The 21,019-nt window shown below is 30.8% G+C and carries 20 protein-coding genes and 2 tRNA genes; 2 read left to right on the top strand and 20 right to left on the bottom strand.

Annotation, left to right across the window (positions count from 1 at the left end):
• Positions 1 to 18: 18 nt before the first annotated feature.
• Entirely contained in the window at positions 19 to 423 is a 405-nt protein-coding gene (locus G7050_RS08720; protein WP_166114040.1) for a DUF1398 domain-containing protein, read from the top strand.
• Between the two features lie 7 nt (positions 424 to 430).
• On the opposite strand, the gene G7050_RS08715 is transcribed toward G7050_RS08720, so the two are convergent.
• The 18 genes from G7050_RS08715 to G7050_RS08630 all read right to left on the bottom strand — a co-directional run bounded on the left by G7050_RS08715 (position 431) and on the right by G7050_RS08630 (position 17,086).
• Complete coding sequence (locus G7050_RS08715) at positions 431 to 1,447, bottom strand: NAD-dependent epimerase/dehydratase family protein (RefSeq protein WP_166114037.1); 1,017 nt, start codon at positions 1,445 to 1,447, stop codon at positions 431 to 433.
• Between the two features lie 63 nt (positions 1,448 to 1,510).
• Positions 1,511 to 2,086: a Crp/Fnr family transcriptional regulator gene (locus tag G7050_RS08710; RefSeq protein ID WP_166114035.1), complete on the bottom strand. Its 576-nt coding sequence runs from the start codon at positions 2,084 to 2,086 to the stop codon at positions 1,511 to 1,513.
• A 112-nt stretch (positions 2,087 to 2,198) separates the two neighbouring features.
• Positions 2,199 to 2,271, bottom strand: a tRNA-Phe gene (locus G7050_RS08705).
• Positions 2,272 to 2,468: 197 nt separating this feature from the next.
• Entirely contained in the window at positions 2,469 to 2,957 is a 489-nt protein-coding gene (locus G7050_RS08700) for a hypothetical protein (protein ID WP_166114032.1), read from the bottom strand.
• A 103-nt stretch (positions 2,958 to 3,060) separates the two neighbouring features.
• Complete coding sequence (locus tag G7050_RS08695; protein WP_166114029.1) at positions 3,061 to 4,011, bottom strand: ADP-ribosylglycohydrolase family protein; 951 nt, start codon at positions 4,009 to 4,011, stop codon at positions 3,061 to 3,063.
• The gene (locus tag G7050_RS08690) at positions 3,998 to 4,393 is read right to left on the bottom strand and encodes a hypothetical protein (protein WP_166114026.1); all 396 of its coding nucleotides are present in this window, start codon (positions 4,391 to 4,393) and stop codon (positions 3,998 to 4,000) included. The genes G7050_RS08695 and G7050_RS08690 overlap by 14 nt, the downstream gene beginning before the upstream one ends.
• Positions 4,383 to 4,724: a hypothetical protein gene (locus G7050_RS08685; protein WP_166114023.1), complete on the bottom strand. Its 342-nt coding sequence runs from the start codon at positions 4,722 to 4,724 to the stop codon at positions 4,383 to 4,385. The genes G7050_RS08690 and G7050_RS08685 overlap by 11 nt, the downstream gene beginning before the upstream one ends.
• Before the next feature lies 1 nt (position 4,725).
• Complete coding sequence (locus G7050_RS08680; protein WP_166114020.1) at positions 4,726 to 5,100, bottom strand: hypothetical protein; 375 nt, start codon at positions 5,098 to 5,100, stop codon at positions 4,726 to 4,728.
• An 11-nt stretch (positions 5,101 to 5,111) separates the two neighbouring features.
• Positions 5,112 to 5,513 carry a hypothetical protein gene (locus G7050_RS08675; RefSeq protein WP_166114017.1) on the bottom strand — a complete coding sequence of 134 codons (402 nt, stop codon included), beginning with the start codon at positions 5,511 to 5,513 and terminating at the stop codon, positions 5,112 to 5,114.
• Positions 5,514 to 5,518: 5 nt separating this feature from the next.
• Positions 5,519 to 5,839 (bottom strand): hypothetical protein, encoded by a 321-nt coding sequence (locus G7050_RS08670; protein WP_166114014.1) that lies wholly within the window; start codon positions 5,837 to 5,839, stop codon positions 5,519 to 5,521.
• Between the two features lie 356 nt (positions 5,840 to 6,195).
• Positions 6,196 to 6,738 (bottom strand): antirestriction protein ArdA, encoded by a 543-nt coding sequence (locus G7050_RS08665; protein WP_166114011.1) that lies wholly within the window; start codon positions 6,736 to 6,738, stop codon positions 6,196 to 6,198.
• A 457-nt stretch (positions 6,739 to 7,195) separates the two neighbouring features.
• Positions 7,196 to 9,223: an ATP-dependent RecD-like DNA helicase gene (locus G7050_RS08660; protein ID WP_166114008.1), complete on the bottom strand. Its 2,028-nt coding sequence runs from the start codon at positions 9,221 to 9,223 to the stop codon at positions 7,196 to 7,198.
• A 171-nt stretch (positions 9,224 to 9,394) separates the two neighbouring features.
• Positions 9,395 to 11,215 carry a hypothetical protein gene (locus G7050_RS08655; protein WP_166114005.1) on the bottom strand — a complete coding sequence of 607 codons (1,821 nt, stop codon included), beginning with the start codon at positions 11,213 to 11,215 and terminating at the stop codon, positions 9,395 to 9,397.
• A 57-nt stretch (positions 11,216 to 11,272) separates the two neighbouring features.
• Positions 11,273 to 11,773, bottom strand: coding sequence for a hypothetical protein (locus G7050_RS08650; RefSeq protein ID WP_166114002.1), 501 nt, complete (start codon positions 11,771 to 11,773; stop codon positions 11,273 to 11,275).
• 466 nt (positions 11,774 to 12,239) lie between these two features.
• Positions 12,240 to 13,145 (bottom strand): hypothetical protein, encoded by a 906-nt coding sequence (locus tag G7050_RS08645; RefSeq protein WP_166113999.1) that lies wholly within the window; start codon positions 13,143 to 13,145, stop codon positions 12,240 to 12,242.
• A gap of 220 nt (positions 13,146 to 13,365) precedes the next feature.
• Positions 13,366 to 14,397, bottom strand: coding sequence for a hypothetical protein (locus tag G7050_RS08640; protein WP_166113996.1), 1,032 nt, complete (start codon positions 14,395 to 14,397; stop codon positions 13,366 to 13,368).
• A complete protein-coding gene (locus G7050_RS08635) occupies positions 14,398 to 16,569 on the bottom strand; it encodes a hypothetical protein (RefSeq protein ID WP_166113993.1) in 2,172 nt (723 codons plus the stop codon).
• Between the two features lie 229 nt (positions 16,570 to 16,798).
• Complete coding sequence (locus G7050_RS08630) at positions 16,799 to 17,086, bottom strand: WYL domain-containing protein (RefSeq protein WP_166113990.1); 288 nt, start codon at positions 17,084 to 17,086, stop codon at positions 16,799 to 16,801.
• Positions 17,087 to 17,681: 595 nt separating this feature from the next.
• On the opposite strand from G7050_RS08630, the gene G7050_RS08625 reads away from it, so the two are divergent.
• Positions 17,682 to 19,484 (top strand): AAA family ATPase, encoded by a 1,803-nt coding sequence (locus G7050_RS08625; protein ID WP_166113987.1) that lies wholly within the window; start codon positions 17,682 to 17,684, stop codon positions 19,482 to 19,484.
• 101 nt (positions 19,485 to 19,585) lie between these two features.
• Here G7050_RS08625 and G7050_RS08620 read toward each other — a convergent pair whose 3' ends face one another.
• Together G7050_RS08620 and G7050_RS08615 are read right to left on the bottom strand one after the other, a co-directional pair.
• Positions 19,586 to 20,821: a site-specific integrase gene (locus G7050_RS08620; RefSeq protein ID WP_255499284.1), complete on the bottom strand. Its 1,236-nt coding sequence runs from the start codon at positions 20,819 to 20,821 to the stop codon at positions 19,586 to 19,588.
• 73 nt (positions 20,822 to 20,894) lie between these two features.
• A tRNA-Phe gene (locus G7050_RS08615) sits at positions 20,895 to 20,967 on the bottom strand.
• Positions 20,968 to 21,019: the final 52 nt, after the last annotated feature.

The raw sequence follows: 21,019 nt of genomic DNA, 5'->3' as shown, positions 1-21,019 counted from the left end.
ATCTAAATCGATAAGATTATGTTTACAATTCATGCAATAGAAGAGATTCATGCCAAAGTAAAAAGTGGTGCAGACTTCCCCCATTACATACAGGAACTGATTGAATTGGGAGTAATAAGTTATACTATTTACGTGAATGACGGACACACCGTTTATTCTGGGAAAGACAATTTTCAACTTACCTCTGATCCTAAGTATCCAGAGCTACATATTGCTGAAGAAAGCGATATAGAAAGACTACAACATGCTTTAACTATTCATCAGCAGGGGCAGACTAATTATATGACTTTTTGCAAACATTCGGCAGCTTCGGGAGTTGAAAAATGGACAGTTGATATAAAGGGCATGCTCTGTTCATATTATGACAAAAATGGAAAAGTAATGCTTACAGAGCAGGTGCCCATACCACCTCAGAAAGAGTAATAGACTTTTAGTTTAAAAACCGATCCTTATTATTCCACATATAAACTAAGGCATTTTCTAAAGCCTCTCTTCCGGGTTTAGGATTAAATCCGAGTTCGGTTCTCGCTTTAGAGATATCAAAATCCGGAATCAATCCCCAAAACATGCCAACTTCTTTGGGCGTTAAAACGGGAGGGTTTCCTGTTATTTTTGCTCTCATCTCCATAAACCAAGCTACAGAGTAAAGCACAAATTTAGGAACACGAACAGGCTTTTTCAACTTTAATTCGGGAATAAGATTATTTGCGATAGACATAGTTTCGGTAATAGAAAGACTCTTTTCATTTGCCAGAATATAACGCTCTCCATTACGTCCTTTCTTTGCTGCTAAATAACACCCTTCAGCCACATCTTTTACATCTATCCAGTTCAGAGCTACATTGGTTTCTACTGAAAGTTCGTTTTTTAGAACCGAACGTAAAATCATACAGGAATTACTCAACCGATCTGCAATAACACTACCAATCATAGCACTGGGCATAACCGAGACTAATTCAATATTATGCTCGGCTGCCAATTTAAAAGCTAGCTTCTCTGCATCATTTTTTGAATTATAATACATATCTCTCCTATCTGGATTATATCCGGAATCTTCTGTTATTGGTAATTTAGAATAATCAAGTGCCGCAATAGAACTGACATAAACAATACGGCGCACTCCTGCTTCAGCGGCTGCTTCAATCATAGTCTTGCAACCAATCATATTTACATCATAAATTTCTTTTTGAGGATCTTTTGCCCACAATTTAAAGACAGCTCCTACGGCATAAAAAGTGTCAACTCCTTGTAAAGCTTCAACCATCGACTGTTTATCCGTTATATCGGCTTGTTTAACCTCACAATCTAGTCCTAGAAAGGGTTCACTATTTTTGATATTACGCACCGAGGCTCTTACTTTATACCCTTTATCGATAAGTAGTCTAACCAGATTATTCCCCAAATGACCGTTTGCTCCAGTAACCAGAACTAAATTATTTTGCATCATATAATATATTAATTATTATGCTGCAAAATTGGGAAATAACTAGCTGCTTTTACTTGACATTTGTTAGGTAATCAAATTTCGTCTGATTCGGCTTAAACTTTCGGGCTTCATGCCCAAAAAGGATGCAATATATTGAAGTGGTACATTTTGTATAATTTCGGGATGAGTTTCCATGAGCTTACGATAACGCTGATCGGCAGTAAGAGTAGCAAGATCCTTTGATCTGTTTTCATGATAAGTCATTGATTCCTGTAATACAAACAAACTGTAGTCTTTCCATACGACACTCTCTTTCATTAAAATGTCATAGTTGGGTTTAGATATCCTAAGCAATTCACAATCGGTTATACATTCTACATTTACAGGAGAAATACTCTGATTGGAAAAATGAGAGAAAGCTGTAAAAAAGCCATGAGGACAATTAATATGCATGGTAGCCTCATCTCCATTTTCGTCATAGTAAAATAAACGCATAAAGCCGGAAACAATATAATAAAGATACTGAGGAATTTTCCCAGCCTCTTCCAAAATGGTATTCTTGAGTACGGAAACAGACTCCGAACATTTCATACATAATTCAGTATCAAGGTCTGATAAATGTTCGCGTTCTGCGATTTCTTTCAATAGATAATGATGCATAAATTATTCGATTTACATTCAATCTGCCCTTAAGCATCTCCAAAGACAGCTTTAAAAATACAAAAAAAGAGTTACATTTTCATGTAACTCTTTCGTTTTTATCATTTTGAAGTGGTACCACCAGGAATCGAACCAGGGACACACGGATTTTCAGTCCGTTGCTCTACCAACTGAGCTATGGTACCATTATCGCATTGCGTGTGCAAAGGTAAAACAATCATATACAATTCATTATGCAGTTACGACACAAATCCTTAGTTGTATGATTTCACTGAAATATTGTATCTGGTTTAACTAGTGGTTTAACTGACATCATTAATTCAAGAGTGATTAATACTAAATTTTAATTGATTATTATAATTATAAATATACTTCAAACTACTTATTTATAAACGTATCCTATATATTCAAATGGAGTTGTATCTGAATCTTGGATTTGGAATATATAGCTTTCCAATTCTGCTGCTTTGTTTCCAATTGAAACAACAATTTCGCTTACAGCATCTTTGTCTAAATCAACACAAGACATCTGAATATAATACTCCTCATTTAAATAACCATATTCATCAAAAAAGTTAGATCTCGTATTGGGTAAAATTGAGAATATTAAATTCTCTTTATGATTTCCTTTTATGGCTTCAATTCTTGTCCCATTTGGATAGTCACGACCTAATCTTAACGTTATCGAATCATTGTATTTTGGTAAATAGATTTGTATTGATTTTTCTTGCTCCAACTCCTTAGCTGAACTTAAAATATAATTATTAGTGTTCACTTCGAGTAAGGGTTCGGATCGTTTTTTCGATTCTAAACATGAAACAAGTATTGTAATAGGTATCAGTAACAGTAAAATTTTCACTTTATCATTCATATACTTTTAAATTTTAATATTAATGGATATAATTTAGAGAGGTACTATAAAAGTATTATTTCTTGAAAAATATGCTCTTGGTAAAAGTGATAGTTAAATCGTATCAATTTTCGCAAATAAGATTAATGAATTGGTCTGATTGATATTCAAGTATATCTTTTCCTATGAGCTTTTCTTTTAAGTTCTTTGGTATATCTATATAGCCAAATTTCAGACCTAATAACGCTCCTGCCACTGCTCCGTTGGTATCTGCATCTCCACCTTGTTCTATTATAAGTCTTAGTCCTAAATGGAAATCTGGTGCATAATTATATGCCCATAATGCTGCACTAAGTGTTTTCAAGGTATATCCTATTTTGCTCTCTTCATCCAGTTTCAACAAGTTAACATCTGACTGATAGGATAATTCTATATATTCTGCTATTCGTGAGTCATATTGATCACCTATATTTAAAATATCAGATTTTAATATTGTTTTATCCTGTATAGTTTGGCTAACTATATAGCTTATAATCACACATGAGCCAACACAGCGAGGGTCATAATGGGTGAGTTTGCAAATATTTTCTGTATTTATGCGGACTTGTTCCCAATTAGAATAATTCCAACACCCAACTATTGAGGTTCGCATAATAGCTCCATTAGGGGCTGATTTCATGCCTGACATATTCCAAATAAGTTGAGCTACTTTTATTGGTTCATCTGCATAGTTACCAACAGATAGGATATTGTTAGTGTGCCTTCCTATTCCCATACCATTTGACTTTTTCCATTCAACAAAGCGTTGAGCTATATTTTTTAAGTCAATAGACTTCTTTTCCAATAGACTATTAAGAATACAAAGCATCTGATCTGTGTCGTCCGTCCATGCTCCTTTTTGCCAACGACTTCTATGTTTGTCTTGAATTATATCATCGTAACCTTTTATTCCGTTTGGATAAAAGTGTAAAACCTCATTTCGAGTCATAAACTCTGAGGCTAGACCTAAGCCATCACCAATTGCTTGCCCGAAAATGAGACCTCTGATTCGATTTATATTGTTAATTAGTTTCATATCGATTGATGATTTTCTGCATGAAAACATTATAAGTGTCTTGTAATATCTCCATGTAGTGATTAAAACTATTTTTGAATTCTTCTTTAGGGTAAATATGACCTATGACAAACATATTAACTGTATCTGACTCAATAGTTATTTTAACTCCATTTTGGCAATCTTCGTATGTTTCGTTTATTAGCTTTTGGATATAAGCTTTGTTCTTTCTCTCTGTATTGGTAACATCAGGGATCATTAACTTATATCTGAACCGATCGATTCTAGTTATAGACATTAGAGTATCTTCAATCAGAAAGTTAATATGCTCCCCTTTTAATTGAGGAGCAAATCCTTTACTATTCAATATTTCAATATAATTATATACTATATTACTCTTCATAGAATACAGCAAAATAAACGATGAATGCTATATTTATGATATTGAATAAAATAGCTAAACCCATTGATATAGGTAAGAATATTATACCATAAGTAATAATGAAAAGCACTATTCCTCCCATTATCGGTGTTATATCAATTCTATTCGTATTAAAATCATAACGTATAAGTTGGGTAATCAAAGCTGATAATATTGTAGCTATGGTAGCTGAATATAACTCTACCTCATGTGGTTTAGCTTCTATTCTATCCATTGAATACCAAATATCTTTTACTATCCATGATAGAATAAAGTAACTTACTATTCCTACTATTGTTGCTAGTGCCTTCATATTATAATGCTAATTGTGTTTGACCGTCGAAAATAATTCTATAATAAAATATGCCTTCGTGCTTTACTTCTTTAATCTTACTGATATACATATGTATATTTTTTGTCGGTAAATAATAATGATGATAATAGAAGGATGCTTTATTATCGTCCTTTTTGATGATTCCTTTATAATCGCATTTCCAATTCTTTGTATAGTTATTCCGATGTACGTATAAATTACCTAATGCAAATTGAAGATTAGCTTCACTTCTATATATATCGCCTTTTTCATCAAAAATATATCGTACATTATAATTAACTTTAGAATTTCCTTCTTGTGCCTGTATATAAGAACCAAACATTAATAGAGTAAATAATATAATTACCTGTTTCATTTTAATTTGTATTATAATTCAACATAGTAATATTCATATCTCCCATTTCGATAGATCTTAACAGTGGTATCTGCACTATCTAGATTTCCGTATTGATCTGTATAGAAATTCAAACTTCCTCCTGTATAATTGTTACTTCCGACTTGGATATATCCGCCATTACCAAAGTATATTCTGACAACTTTATCATTCACAATATTAACGTTCAAAGTATAAGTAGATTCTGTATTCGTATTACTATTATAATACTTCACTCTTGCAATATAATTTCCATTCTCTAAAACAGATGACTGAATAATATGTCCTTGTGTATCTAATGGAGTATAATTAAATTGAGGTAAAGGAATGTAGCCTTGTGCATGTACAGAATAAGCACAAAGCCACAGCAATAATATATATAACTGTTTTTTCATGCTAATTATAAATTAAGATTTAGATAATAAGTAATACTCCCATAGACAAAGCTGTGAGAAAAATAGGTGTTATTTTTTGTTCTTGTGACTATAATAGGATCACATGACATTCCCTGCACCTTAATAACAGTAAAATAACGACCATATGAATCGGAATTCATTCGGATTTGGACAGTTCGACCGTATTCATCTCCTACTTTAAAAGCGGATGTTTCAATGACATGACCACTTTGTTGTGTAGAAATAGTTTGAATGTTTATTGCCTTTAGTGGAGACATGTGTACTGAAAGGCTCAATAAAAAAATACTGAAAATAATTTTCTTCATAAATAGTTTGGTTTTGTGCCTTCCTGTGCCCTTGGATGACGATTATAAACATAAAAAAGCGTGAGGCACTTGAACTACTATCTGATTTGAAGGCTCTCGACTGCCCAATCACACCGATAATAGACAAATGCTCCCACGCCCATGTTTATATAAAACCTTCTCTGGTATATATGTACAATGACGTGGAAAGCTATTTGCTACTATCCTTGGGTGATTAAAAATTGTCGAGATTTTCAAATCAAGGATAATACGTTAACGCTTTCCGTAAATAAAATGTCCTTCCAATATCAACTCTTTGACTTTTAGGAATTGTCACAAATTTAGCTGAAAAGCATGTCCAATCAAAATATTTTAAATCAATAATTCCGACTAAAAACTGCGTTTGTTTCATTGTCGTAATGATAGTCTGTAGTGAATAGATCATTAGCTATACTTCCGTAGTTTATATAGTGTTTTATATTGTCTGGTATATCTCCTAAATACCCATCTTCGACTAACAAACTGGCAAATGCTTCTTCATTAATGAATTTCCCATAGAAACTATCTCTGAATTTTTGAACTAAGTAGCTTATTTCTTCATCTTCTAAATTGTATCCTGTAAGATCAAGAAATGAAAGGAAAGCATCGAAATCGTTTATATCATTGGCTTTATGGATCAGTTCAAAAATGGCTTCGCTTATCCAACTCTCATTAATCAATCCTTGTGGTATTCCTTCATAGTCTTGAAACATCAGTTCGGGATCTTGTTCATCCTCATGTAGTTCTAGGCAATCTTGATAGAATTCTTCTTTGTCTGTGTAATTTGATAATTCTAGCCATTTACCAAATAGTGAGCCTTCATTGTATTTCTTATATGTTCCAACGTAAACTTTAGCTTCTATCAGATCGTTTGCATCCATATCTTGTTAGTGATTAAAGGGTTTATAAATGAAAAGAACCACAGACTAGTTAAAGTCTATGGCTCTCTTATTGGGATGTTTGGATTGTAATTGGTTTTAGGCAGTATGGGTTTGCTTAAAGTTTTCGGATTCTTCTCAACTTTTTGGGTTTAGCTATAAAGTATTATAGGTTAGCTTATTTTGTTCAAGATGTTTCTCTAAATTTAGGGTTGTTCGCTCCTATACCGTTGTGCCTAAAATATTACTTTCCAATCTGATGGATGGGGGCGTAGAATTGCTAACACGACCGTACAGCGCGTAAAATATATTTTTAGAATTTTGTAATGAGTTTATTTTAAGATTATATGTATTTCTGATTCAATCAATGTTCAACTAGGATAAAATCTAAAAGTGGATTATAAAAGTATTATTTCTTGAAAAATATCTACCTATATAATACAAATACGAAGTATCATAATTAGAGATGTCTCTTTGTGAAAAGTTTTTGCCACCAAGTAACATTTTGAAGAATACATATTTCTATAGAAGCATCACTTAATTGTTTTTTTAGTTCTAATATCTCCTTATTTAAAGATCCTTCCATTTTGAAAAGTTTATCCCTAACTGATTCTAATAAAATATCCTTTATTGTAAATTCTTTCTTTAAATTTTCATATTTTTCATTTTGCTCGTTGATTCTTAATGTCGAATCCCGAACTTTCTCTTTTAATTCATTATTCTCTCGCTTAAGTTGTTGCTCAGAAGTTGATAAGTTCTTAATTATTTTAGCTGACTCTTGTTTTTGAGATACGACTACATCTATTAGCTTTTGGTATTCTTCGTTTAAATCGTCTACTTCACTTGTTAAGATAGACTCTGCTTCTTCAAGACAAAGAATATCAGTCTCTAGATAGCCGATCATTTCACTTTGTCTTATTACTTTATTTTTGTTATCATGAAATTGTTGTAGTTTCGTTTTTATATATCTTTTAAATTCGGGGGTGCCTCTATCATCTCTAATTTTAATTGCTTCATTTAAGGAATCAAACATTTCTTCAACGAAATTATTATCTAAAGCTTGTCTAGTCTTTTTATACAAACCATCAGCCTTTCCTTTTTGGAGTTCTTCTACAATTAATGTATGAGGGGTTTTTGTTTCAACAAAACTTAATATCCTATGATCTGTTTTGATTGCATTTCTTTGAATGGGAGACTTCAGCTTTAGACCACTCAATTTCCTACATCGACTTAATGCAACATATACCTGACCATAATCGAAGCAATTTGCAAGATCAGCATTGACATTATCAAAAGTTAAACCTTGGCTCTTGTGTATCGTAATTGCCCATGCCAACTTTAGAGGAATTTGTACATATGTTCCTTTTACTTTTATTCTACATCTTTTCTCTTCTTTACTCCATGTATATTCCAAATTTTCCCATATAACAGTTTCTATTTCTACTGTTTTCTGTGACAATTTAACTGTAATAGTTTTTAGTTCTAAATTTATTTTCTCAATAATCCCTATTGCTCCATTGTGATATTCATATTCTAGAGAACCCTCTCTCCTTTTATTTCTCAGGATCATAACTTGTGCGCCAACTCTTAGCTTCAGCATCTTTTCTGCCATCATCATTTTTTCAGGAAAATCTCCCTGAACTACTCCTTCAAAAGGATATATATCCGATGTTAGGACTTCAAATCTCGAAGTATTATAATTATTAACTAGATAATTTGTTGGAGCTAATAAAATGGGTTCTTCTTTGCCTTCTTGAATATCCGATACAGCAATTGGGGATACTCTTTGATTTAAAAGGCTCAATTCTTCATCTGATATTTTATTAACTCTGATTTTATTTAGAATATTAATAAATTCCAATTCGCTTTGTCTATATGGCTTTTCTAGTTCTAGGTATATAGGATTACAATTAGAATATACAATAGAGCTAAAAAAATAAGGCGTAGGATAAAAAAGTTTTAAAACATTCCATGTAGAGTCATCTACTACTGGAGGCAACTGGAAAGTATCTCCAATCAGTAAGATTTTAACTCCTCCAAATGGTGCTTTATTCTTCCTATATACTTTTAGAACTCGATCTATAGAATCCAACACATCACCTCTAACCATAGAAACCTCATCTAATATAATTAATGATAAATTATTAATTAGTTCAATATGATCTTTTTTATATTTTAAAACGTCATAAATTTCAGGTGGAGATAATCTTGTATCATCGGGAGGACAAGGAGCATAATTCAATTTAAAGAATGAATGAATTGTCTGCCCCCCTGCATTAATCGCTGCTATTCCAGTGGATGCAAGAACCACACAATTCCCTTTAAAACTTTGTCTTATAAATTTAAGAAAAGTGGTTTTACCAGTTCCCGCTTTTCCTGTAAGATAGATAATTTGCTTCTCTGTTTCTAAAACTAATTTTGCTGCATTAAAAAACAGTTTATTGCTTTCATCAAGGACAATATCATCAACAGTTAAAGCATCTGCCATAGTTATTTAAGTTTGTCATATTATATTTATCAAATATAACAAAAAATTAAAGAGATCTGAGATATCGTTATACCAAAACAGAAGCCCTCTTCACTCAATATTTCAATAGAAATACTTTGGAAGAGGGCATATTAATTATTATATGTAACGATCTTTAATTCACCAGTCAATTTATAACCTAGCCATTAATTGAAAAGCTGCATCTCCTTTTTGTTTAACTTCTATTACTTCAAAATACTCACGAATTGTCTCTGCTGTTATTTTCCTTTTGGGTTTGATCTCAAATATTGAATAAATCCGACTCAATTCTTCTTTTATGAATTTGCGAGTATATTTTTTTCCTACAACAAATGAATTTACAAGCAATTCTTGAAATCCTAAACCAGAAACTCCATCTTTATATTTTTTTAATATCATAGCTTCCCTTATTTTTGGTCTCGAATAATTAAGTTTTATAATTCCTTCCTTTCCAATAAATTCATATGCTTCAACGTATAACTTATTATATTTATAAAGTTCGTTTCTATATTCTTGTATAGTTTCGGAGTTATAATCTCCACTCTCCATTAAAAGGTCAAGTTGTCGAACTGTTTCGATATTTCTTTCTTTCAGACTTTTATTATCTCGCTCTCGTTGTAATCGCTCAAAGTCTCCTAAAGGAAAGTAAACTGGCTGATAATTGATTTCAAATCGATTACTTGATTTATAAGCTTGTAGTAGAAATTGGGAATTGTTATAGAACCCCTTAACTATCTCTTCATCTATATAGTTCTCTAATGCAAAATAGTTCTTTTTTCCGTTTTTATCTATATATTTAGAATAGGGTATTACAGCTAATGCAGCTTTATAAGCTTGTCTATAACTTAAATCAGAGGTTGTATTGTGTAATTCATATATCTTATTGTATATAGATTCACTACAATCAAGATATAGTTGCAACTCTTCCCTAGTTCGTACTGGTAAATCAGACTTAAGGTTGGTAATATGAACAATATTTGCAACTCCGTTCTCTTTTCTGAATCTCCCGATTATCTGAGGAGCTTCGGTGTTAGGGTCAATCATTGAATGTTCTGCATAAAACAAATCACTTATCATTATCAAGTCTACTGCTTCATCGAGTTCAATATCGAAAGCTGAATAAAAACGACTAGTAAAGAAGTTGTATTTCTTCATCTTCTTTTTATCCCAATGTTCATATGCCGATTTAAATCCTCGCTTATTTAATTTCTTAACGCTCTTCTCGGAACAAAAAACTGTAGATTCACTTATTATTTCTAACTGCTTAATGATCGCCTCAATTGTATCTGTTGAATTTAAGAATATGCAAATATCCCTTTCTTCATCTTTAGAGTAATTATTTTTGCAAAGTGTTTCTAAAACCGTCTTTAGTGCCTGCAACGCATTATTTGTAGTAACGAGATACATTTGCTTTTTAAAATCAAATGTTGGTTCAATCTCTAATATCTGAAAGCCCTGTTTTTTAAATCTTGGGTCTTTTGGATATATCGGTGTTGCAGAGACAAAAGCCTTATTCTCAAATCTGAAAAAATCATCTATTGGTAAGGCTATATCCTGTCTGTAGCAAACATCTTGAACTATTTTCTGACACTCATCGAATAATAAGAAACATTCTTTGTAAATATTCATCCCAAATTCAAAAAAAGCATCTTTGACTTTTCTTAAACTCTCAGGAGTAGTCAATATTTTAAACTTATGCTTACCATTATTTTTCTCTAGATAATTTAAAATATCTTCTGCATATATTCCTTCATAAACCCCGAAAATATTTTTATGCTTTTTATCTTTCATTTTCCCGACTATAACAGGGACGTTAGGTTCTATTATTATAGAATGCCTATCAGATTTAAGTTCTCCGTATGTTGCACCTAATCCTGTAAGGGTTTTATTTAAAATAGTATTAGTGGGTATTTCGGGCAAAACATCTTTAAGATATTGACCTTTATTTATTTTTATAGGATCTGGCTTTTTCATTATTTTATTTTTTTGTGGTTAAAAATTTAATGGGGAGCCTGTTGCTCCCCACTTTTATTAAATAAGGTTCTTTTCCAGAAGATAACCTTCAAACTCTTCGTTTCGCTCTAAGTTGTAATGGATTTGCCCTTTCTTATGATTTGTCATTGCTTTTAAATACTTGCTTCCTTTAAATGCAGAAACTGTATTGATTCGAATTCCATTTTCAACTTCTGCCTTAAATAATCTTAAAGAGAAGTTCATTTCTGTTTTACTTTTCTCATAGTCTCCTTCTACAAAGTTTATTTCTGCTATAGTTCCTTTGCGGAGATAGTTATAAACAGTTTGCATAATTAAGTTGTAAGCGGGAACTGAGAATGTATCAGTTCTTTTTTGATGAATAGCTTCAATCCAAAAAGTAGGATAACCTTTTTTATCTGTGTAAGCCTTAATTATCAATCGAGCACCCTCTTCCATCACCTCTTGTAGCTTTTTACAAGATTCTTCATTTTTATTTACGGTAAATAATTCAGATTCAGCTACAAAATTCAAGTCTAAAGAAAAATTATTTGTGGACATCTTAATTTATTTTTTAATATTTATAAAATTGTTTTTTCGTAGCTTCGAACTTTAGCGCCTTCTCGTTCTTAGCTCATTTTATTGCACCGATAGAACTTATTCTGAAAAACTCGATGCCAATTTTTTAGAAGTTTGTTTTTGTTTCAGTATTTCAAAGACCGCTGTAACATTTATCGTTATGATTACGATACAAAGATGTGTGACTTTGAAAACTTTGATAGGAAAACAACAATAGTTAAAATGAGATTCGTTTTCTACCTCATATAGTATGGTATTTAAATAGGAAAATAGACAATACGTCAAAGAGCACTTGCATTCAGTATTTTTTCTGAAACGCAGTGCAAAAGTGGGGTAATACGAAGGGGTCGATAGGAAAAGAATTGATGTTAAAATGGAGGTTATTTTTTATATCACTAGAGATAAGCAAATTATTAAAATAAAAAAACGAGAAGACTAAATCTTCTCGTTACCAATATTCAAATGCATATGGTAGATTATTTTCATCTATCCAATTTGCTTGATAGTCTAACTTTCGTAAATATCGAATTCTTGATCTTATGTTTTTTATATCATCTTCATGATCAAATTCTTCTTCTGAGATAGGCATATCCACATATTTCAAATAATCCCTCACAAATCGACATTGCTCGTTGCTTATTTCAGTGTTATTTGTTAAGTCTTGGAATAGCTTGTCTATTCCATTAATTAATATATTCTGGAATTTATTGGATTTTCGACCTGTTTTCTTAGAGTACTTTTCTTCTAATTCTAGCTGAGCTTGGTCAACATTTTTAATTCCTCTTAGGTATTGCTCTAAATGATTATTTATTGCTGTGAATATCCAATTCGATTTATTGTCTAGTTGTAACTTCTTATTTCCACAAATTATTGTAATGGGAGCTTCTGTTGGAGTTTTCTTCCAGTCATTAATAAAGCTATAAAGTTGAAGCATATCTGGACGAACATAGTGTTTATAAATGTCTCGGTCTTCCATGTAGACTCTTTCCAAATCATTATCTTCTAAACTTGGGGCTTTAGTAATTTGAATATAAAAGTGAGTTGCGATTATTATTGTAGTATTAAATTCAACTTTTTCTGTAATATTATATATTTTAAGCCACTCACTTATTATTTGTGGATTATAGACTTCAAACTCTATTTTTAAATCATGTTTTATTAGAAACTCTAAATGATCTTGGTTATAGAAGTCTTCTGATGGTATTTGTTCGGAGGATTCTGCTACTGCTGCAAATATCTGTTTATTTATATTTCTTCTTTCAATATTAAAATATTTATTTAGATAGGGTTCCGCTATTTGATAATAACTTGCAGGAAGGGGTAGTTGATAAATCGGTTCGGTTATAGCCTTCATTTATTATATATTTCAATATTCGTAAAAAAAAACATCAAGAAAAAAAGACACTGTATTTTAGGCAACTAGTTTGATAGACTTGACTCTAAACCCCAATATATTCTTTGTATCATAATGTTTTAATAAATGATCCCCATATAATGTGATTGATATATTGAGGGAAAAATTTGAAGATGGTATATAAAAGTATTATTTGGAAAATAATATCCTTCAAAAAATGTCAAATTTCTTTTATTTCTTTTTCTATCAATTTGTATTTGTCCTTAACATCCTCTGCCATATAAAAATCTAATAGGTCTTTTTTAGATAGCGTTCCTTCTTCCAGAAATTTTTTCATATACTCTTGATTAAATTCTACTAAAAGTAATGACTTTTCTAGTTGTCGTAATATTGCTTTATTATTTTCTATATTATTTAGGACTAAACTTTTTATCGTAAGAACTTCATTGGTGTCTTTTATTATTCGATTAATAAGAATCGCCAATAAATCTTTATCCAGTTCAACATCTTTAGCATTGACTGCAATATCCCTAGCTAGCATATATGCAATAGCAAGATTAGAATAGTCTCCTTTTTGTGAGTCAATTATACAAACAAAACCTACTGATGGAATGAATCCAACATTATCGAAATTCCGTAATATTGAATTATCAATTAATGATATATCCAAAACAATAATACTAACTTTAGCATCTCGATTAGCCTTTGATTCTATCAATTGACTCCATGCGGTATCAGTTTTTCGGGTAAAAATATCTTTCGATTCTATATCTCCTAGTTTTATACTCTTATCAAACTTGCATTCAAGAACAATTTTGAGTTCATTACTTCCATCAATTTCACATATTATATCCCCTGTTTTATTTTTATTTAGGAGTCCTGTAGTATTCCCTGTTAATACTGCTTTATCTTTCAGTTTCTTTTCTTGAAAATAACTATTTAAATATTCCGCAATTTCATCTTCCGCAAGTATTCCTTTAATTGTACTTTTATAGAAAAGTTCTTTTTTCATCTCGAAAATCATTTTTAAACTTTCTAATTCTGTTCCCAATTCATTAGAAGTTTTAGAAAGAAATGCCGAAATTCGATCCTCCATCATTGCCAACACTCCTATATATATTGCACGTAGAAGTTTTCCATCTCGTTCATTTGCTGGAATATTATTGAAGTAATTAAATACGATGGAATTTCCTATTTCAAATTCTTTTATTTCAACTCGATTGAGTTGTTGATTTAATTTTATTGTTGACATTTATTGCAATTTTTTTATCTCATTATATAGACTAGTCAAATGTCCAACAGACATATCAATTAATGGTTCATACATAAAGGCGTTCATATGAATATTTTCTGGAGTCATCAGATTCACTTTGTCCAATACTAAAAGAATATCCTTTTCACCATTATTCTTCTTAAATTCTTTAAATAGTTCTCTCGTTTGATTTGATCTTAAAATATTAGAATCAAATTCAGGCAGAAATCTTTTCATGTACAATTCTGCTTTTAAGCGTATAGCAATAGATAAAACGATCTTATTTTCTAGTAAAATTTCATCTATAGCATTTTCTAATACAATATTTTCAGCAGTATCTAAGGTTAATTCAATTATATTTTTATCACCAAAATCAATAGAAATATCTATACAATTATTTAGATTAGTCTTATATATGTTTAATATATCATTAGCTTTTATACCTGTGCTTTTATCTTTTATATGCAAACAACAAGTTAAACTTTTATAATCATCTGATTCTTGACCTTTTATATATTCAACTATATTTCGGACAAATGATATTAAACTAATGAAAACTTTCACATCATTGGCATTCTGTGTAAAATGGCTAAATACATCTTTTCGGTATTGTCCTCTAACCAATCTAATTTCACGATTTTTATCTTTTATAGACATCAATACAGCTCCCCCCAAATTTAAACGAGATGAAACAGTTCTATAAAAATCAAAATTATGAGTTAAGATAATTGATTTAAATAGATTAGATTCATGGACATCTTTGAGGTATTCTATTATTGCATATTTGTTTTTATAATCAAAAGAATCTGCAATATCATCGAAGACTAACAGACTTTCTGTATTTAGAGATTTCCGTGCTTCTATATCAAATAGAACTTGAAGAATATAATATGCTCGTTGTTCTCCTTTGCTTAAAACTTGTAATAACCCCGCTCTATCTTTTATAATTAGAAGAGCATCAGTCTTATCTTTGTACTCAAATTCGAGGTTTGCTGTTTCTTGCTTTAATATTATATCTTCTTGGTTTGTGAGTTTTACTTTAAATGGGACATAAAATCTTGAATTAAAGATTCCTATAATAGTTTGCCATGTATCGATCTCCTTTTTTGCCTCTTCTACTATTTTTTCAAGTTCTCCTTTTTTCTCATTATAAAGATTTATCAATATATCTACATCATCTATAAGTTCAGAAAAATAATTTATCCAGATTTTCTTTTTGAAAGCCTCATAATCCTGTAATTCAACTAAGAGTAAATTGTTTTTTTCTATTACAACTTTAAATGCTCTTAACTCAACATTTGCTCCAATAGCTTTATCAACCCGATCGAAAGTTTTCTTTAAATTCTCATCATTTATGATCTTTTTTATCTCTTCCTCTACTATTTTTTTTAGTTTTTCAGCAGAATCAATATCAATATTCCCATCTAACACGAGCTTATGTCCTGCTTCAAAGAAAGCATTATCATCTGTCGATTTTATTATTTCATTTGCTTGTAGTGTTCCAAAGGTATTGTTAATAGACTGTTTAAAAAATGTCGAGTTTGATATAAGTTCCTGATAACTTTCAAAGTATTCATTTAGTAAAACATGATTTTTCTCTAAGAATTTTTTAACATTTCCTTTTTTATCAAATATATCATTATACCTAAAGTCAAATTTTTTAAATTTATTACTAAGCTGTTCTCGAATAAATAAAAGAAGTGTGAAAAATGTGTCATCCTTATCTCTCAAAAATGTCGTAATAAACTCACTCTCGCAATCTGTACTTTGAGAAATCACCTTTAACTCCTTTATGAACTTATCTTTAAAAGAGTTTAACTCCGAATAAATAGCATCATACTTTTCTTTTAATGATCTACTTGCAATGAAGGAACTTATCTTATCACTTCTATCAAAAGAATTATTTTCTGCATTGACTACGAGAATAGAGCTACTTTCTATTTCCATATCATCAATTAATATTTGACAAATAGTTTCTCTATCAAGGTATAACCTGTCTTTAGGCATTTTTCGGGGCTCTTTAGCAAAACATTCGAAGGTGTTAGCAAACGAAGTCTTCATTGTTCCATTTGGAGCATATATGAGTATAGTATTTGAAGTTGAGAGGTCAAACTCCTTTATTAATTTTCCAATACCATAACAATTTTCAAAATTAATAGATAATTTATTCATATTCAATCATAATCAAATCTCACATTTCTCGTAATATATGCACTTAATCCAGAACCACTAAGAGATAAAGATTTCATTGCTTCAACATGACCTCTCCCTGCTTCTCTATAGCTATAAGTATACGATTTCCCCCCTTAAACCAAACAGTTATATTATCTTCTTCTATTTTATAATATAGAATCGGAGAATTTTCATTCCTATTTGTATAGTGCCCCATTGAGTCATAAATTTAGATTTCTATAAAAATTTTAGACATTCCTTTATCCCCTCGCTTATAATCATCTCTTGTTTCAAAAATATCATCTAAAATCTCTAAATTATCAGCTTTTGATAAATCATATAATTTCCACCCCATTTTACCAGAAGAACTATACCCATCAACCTGATATGCTCTTATTGCTTCATTTCCTTTAGTTGTAAGTCCATAACAATGAGGTTCAACTGTCCTAGAGTATCCTTCATAGTTAAATTCTAATAAGTTTTGATTTTCAATCGCTTCGAAAATTTGGTCTTTCATAATCTATAGTTTTAATTAACAGTTTGTTTTTCGTAAATTTAACGACTTAATCAATACAATACACAAAAAAAGTAATTTATCTTTTATTAAAAATTAAAAATTCGACTCATTAACTACTTATTGATATAATCAACGTTTATTATCAAATTACTTTTATTGAAATAAAACCTTATGATAAACCTTTCTTTTTTCAATATAGTATAGAGGATAAAATGTGAGTAGGGTATATAAAATCTATATTTCTCAAAAAATATCCCCATTATAATTGTGATTGATAACTACAATAAATTCTTCATTGCTTCATCAATTTGGCTATCTTAGAAGTTTTTTACCCTATGTTACTATTTTCAACTCCTTTTTGGATTTCATCTATGAACATACTTGAATGAAAATCATAGTATTGTTTTATTAAGGATTCTACGAATTGTAAATGTTCGGATTTAATGTAAAAAGGATTGTCTGTGTTCATTGATTATTCATTTTAGGCAAAAAAGAAGATATTCTTAAATGAGGATTTGTTTTCTAGCTATATAGTTGAAATATTTTTCGTATAATTGTTTCTAATTAACAAAAACATATCAAAACGAATAACACTATGAAGCTACACTCTTTGAAAATTTCTGGATATAAAAGATTGAAAGAAATCGAAATTTTATTTGGAGATGCAACCTTTCTAATTGGTCAAAACAATTGTGGAAAAAGTTCTGTAATTAGAGCCATAGAAACATTACTTTCCGCAAAGAAACAACTTACGACATTCGAGTATCATTCGATATTAGATGAAGATACAAATGAAACTAAGGTTGACACTAATATTGTAGTACTAGAAGCTGAATTTAGAAATCTCCCCGAAGAAGCACGAATTTGGAGAGGCTTTAAAGGGCGAATTTTCAGCTATGAAATTCCAGATGGTAGCCAAGAAACTGGGTTATCTGTAATTTATAGAAAAACCTACGAATTAGGCAAAGACGTAATAGTAGAATTTAAATCTAAAGTAAGAATTCTAAAAGAAGAATATTCAGACTGTAAAAAGCCTCAAGAATATATAGATAAAGGTTTGTCAGAAGAAATAATGACTCAATTTTTTCCAGATCTAGATAAGAGTATAGGGGTCAGTAAGGCGGCATTAGAAAAGCTTGAACAAATAGATGAGATTTGGGATATTTCTGATGAAGAAACTTGGTTTCAGAATCCAGGAGGCATTCCTGGTAATGTACTAAAAATGTTACCTCGATTTCTATTAATTCCTGTAGACGTAGGCATGCATGAAATACAAGGAACAGGTAGTGGTGTCTTAAGTAAAACACTTAGTGAACTTTTTGAAACAGTGCGGGAAACTTCTGATAATTTCGAGAAAGCACAAACTCATTTAAAAAATCTAGAAAAAGAACTTGACCCTAATGATGAAGATTCTGAGTTTGGCAAAATGATGAAAGATTTAAACAATATCTTATCATCTGTCTTTCCAGATTCAAAGCTCCATGCAATTACAAACTTAAGTGATCCTACAAGTTTAAAACCTTCCTTTAATGTTGAAATGTCTAGTAACATAAGAACCTCTGTCGATAATCAAGGAACAGGGATGGTTAGAGCCGCCGTTTTCGGTATGCTTAGATTTAGACAAATGTGGTTATCTCAAAAAGAAGATGAACATACTAGGTCTTTAATTATATGTTTTGAAGAGCCAGAAACTTATTTACATCCTAGTGCTGCAAATCAAATGCGAGATGCTATTTATGAATTAAGTTCTCAAAGTTCTCAAATCATTGCGTCCACACATTCTCCTTATATTATTGACATCTCGAAAAAACCTAAACAAGTATTAAATAGACTTTATAGCTGTGGGAATTATGTTGAGTGTAATACTTTTAGTGTTAGCGAGAAATTTAAAGAGCTACAAGCTGACGAAAAGCATTATGTAAAGATGATTCTAAAAATAGACAATTATATTTCAAGAATATTCTTTACTAAATATGTGGTTATAATTGAAGGTGACACTGAAGATATCTTAATTAAGGAAACTCTAAAAAGGCTTGATAAGACTAAATATTTAAAGCTTTTGTCTGATTTTGAAATAATCAAAGCAAGAGGCAAAGCTGCTATTATTAGTTTAGTAAAGTACTTAACATCAATGGGAATAAATCCAATAGTAGTTCATGATCAAGATTCAAATGAACCCAATGCCGAAAGATTCAATCAACCTATTTTCGAAGCTTTAGGCGAAAATGGTAAAATAATTATGATGGTAAATAATGTGGAACAAGAACTTGGTTACACAGCCACATATGAAAAACCATATCAAGCCTATAAAAAATCAGAAGAATGGGGTGATACTTGGGCGGATTTACCTGAAAATTGGAGAAATAAAATGGTTGAAGTTTTTGGAGATTATATTTAAATAATTCATTTAACAACTTTCTATTCAAATAGAATGGACTGAATATTCATCTTTCAGTCCATTCTATTTGTATTTAATTTAATATGATTAGCATTATTTTCTCACAACAAATTCTTCATTGCTTCATCAATCTGACTATTTTCAAAGCTATCTAAATAGATTTGAGTCACTTTCTCTGAACTATGACCTAATGATTCAGATATGATAGAAGTATTAACACCTGAACGCTTCAAAACGGTTGCATAAGTATGGCGTGCGACATAGGTTGTTAAGTCAATCGGTAGATTAAGTTCTTTTCCTATGTCTTTTAGATTCTTATTTACCTTACTGATAACCTTATGAATCCTATTTGCTTTTTGTTGTTCTGTTTTATGCAACTTGCTTAAAATAGGGAATAAATAAGGACTATTAGCATCTGAATATTTATCAATCAATTTAATAGCTAGTGGTTGCAATGGTACATTTATCAGTTTCTTTGTCTTTTTACGGACATAAACAATCCTATTATCAAGTAAATTATCCTTTGTTAATTGTGCCATATCGACAAAATTTATTCCTGCTGAGAAATAGGAGAATGTAAATAGATCAATAGCCAAACATTCATAAAGTGTTTTGCCTTTATAACTTAACACATCTAACACTTTATCTTTTGAGATAGAACGTTTTGCTGTCTTTTGGCTTAACTTAGATACTTTGAATGTATCGAAAGGGTAATATTCTGATTTAACAATTTTTTCTTCAATGGCTATATTAAAAAGTGTGCGTAATGTTCTGAATCGTAAGCCTATTGTATTTTCTTTCAGATTGTTTGCACGTAGCCAATTTTCATATCCTTTTAACCAAGTAATATCAATATCAGAAAAATAAATATCTAAATGACTATTGAATTTAATTAAAGACCTCATTACAAGTTCATGCATCTCTGCATAACGTAATCTTTTCGTATCGATTAACCGTTTTATCTGTAAATCAAATACATCCTTAACCGTTTTTGCTGTAACAGGATTACTTACTTTATCGACTAACGCTCTTGCGGTAAAATCTCTATTCTCAACTTTATACTCTAAGATTTGCTCTTGGTACTCTTTGGTTTTCTGGATAATAATTTGCTGAATTGCTTCTTTATTAGGACAGTTCCGCTTGGGTTGATTCTTACTGAAATCCCAATATTCCGCCTTAATTGAAATGCCTAAACTCTGATATTTCTTCTTTCCATCTTTGCAAACACGAATTACTAAAGGATGTTCGCCATTTGCTAACGTTTTTGATTTGTAACACAAGACATTAACCATAAATTTCGGTTTAACTCTTGGTTTAACTTTGTCCTCTAAAACCATCAAAACCTACAATTCTATGCACAAAAAAAGAGTTACATTTTCATGTAACTCTTTCGTTTTTATCATTTTGAAGTGGTACCACCAGGAATCGAACCAGGGACACACGGATTTTCAGTCCGTTGCTCTACCAACTGAGCTATGGTACCATTATCGCATTGCGTGTGCAAAGGTAAAACAATTTTCTATATCTGCAAGTGC

Source organism: Dysgonomonas sp. HDW5A, assembly GCF_011299555.1.
Classification (GTDB): Bacteria; Bacteroidota; Bacteroidia; order Bacteroidales; family Dysgonomonadaceae; genus Dysgonomonas_A.
The sequence above is the reverse complement of the archived record's forward strand: the minus strand, read 5'-3'. Positions and strand labels throughout refer to the sequence as shown.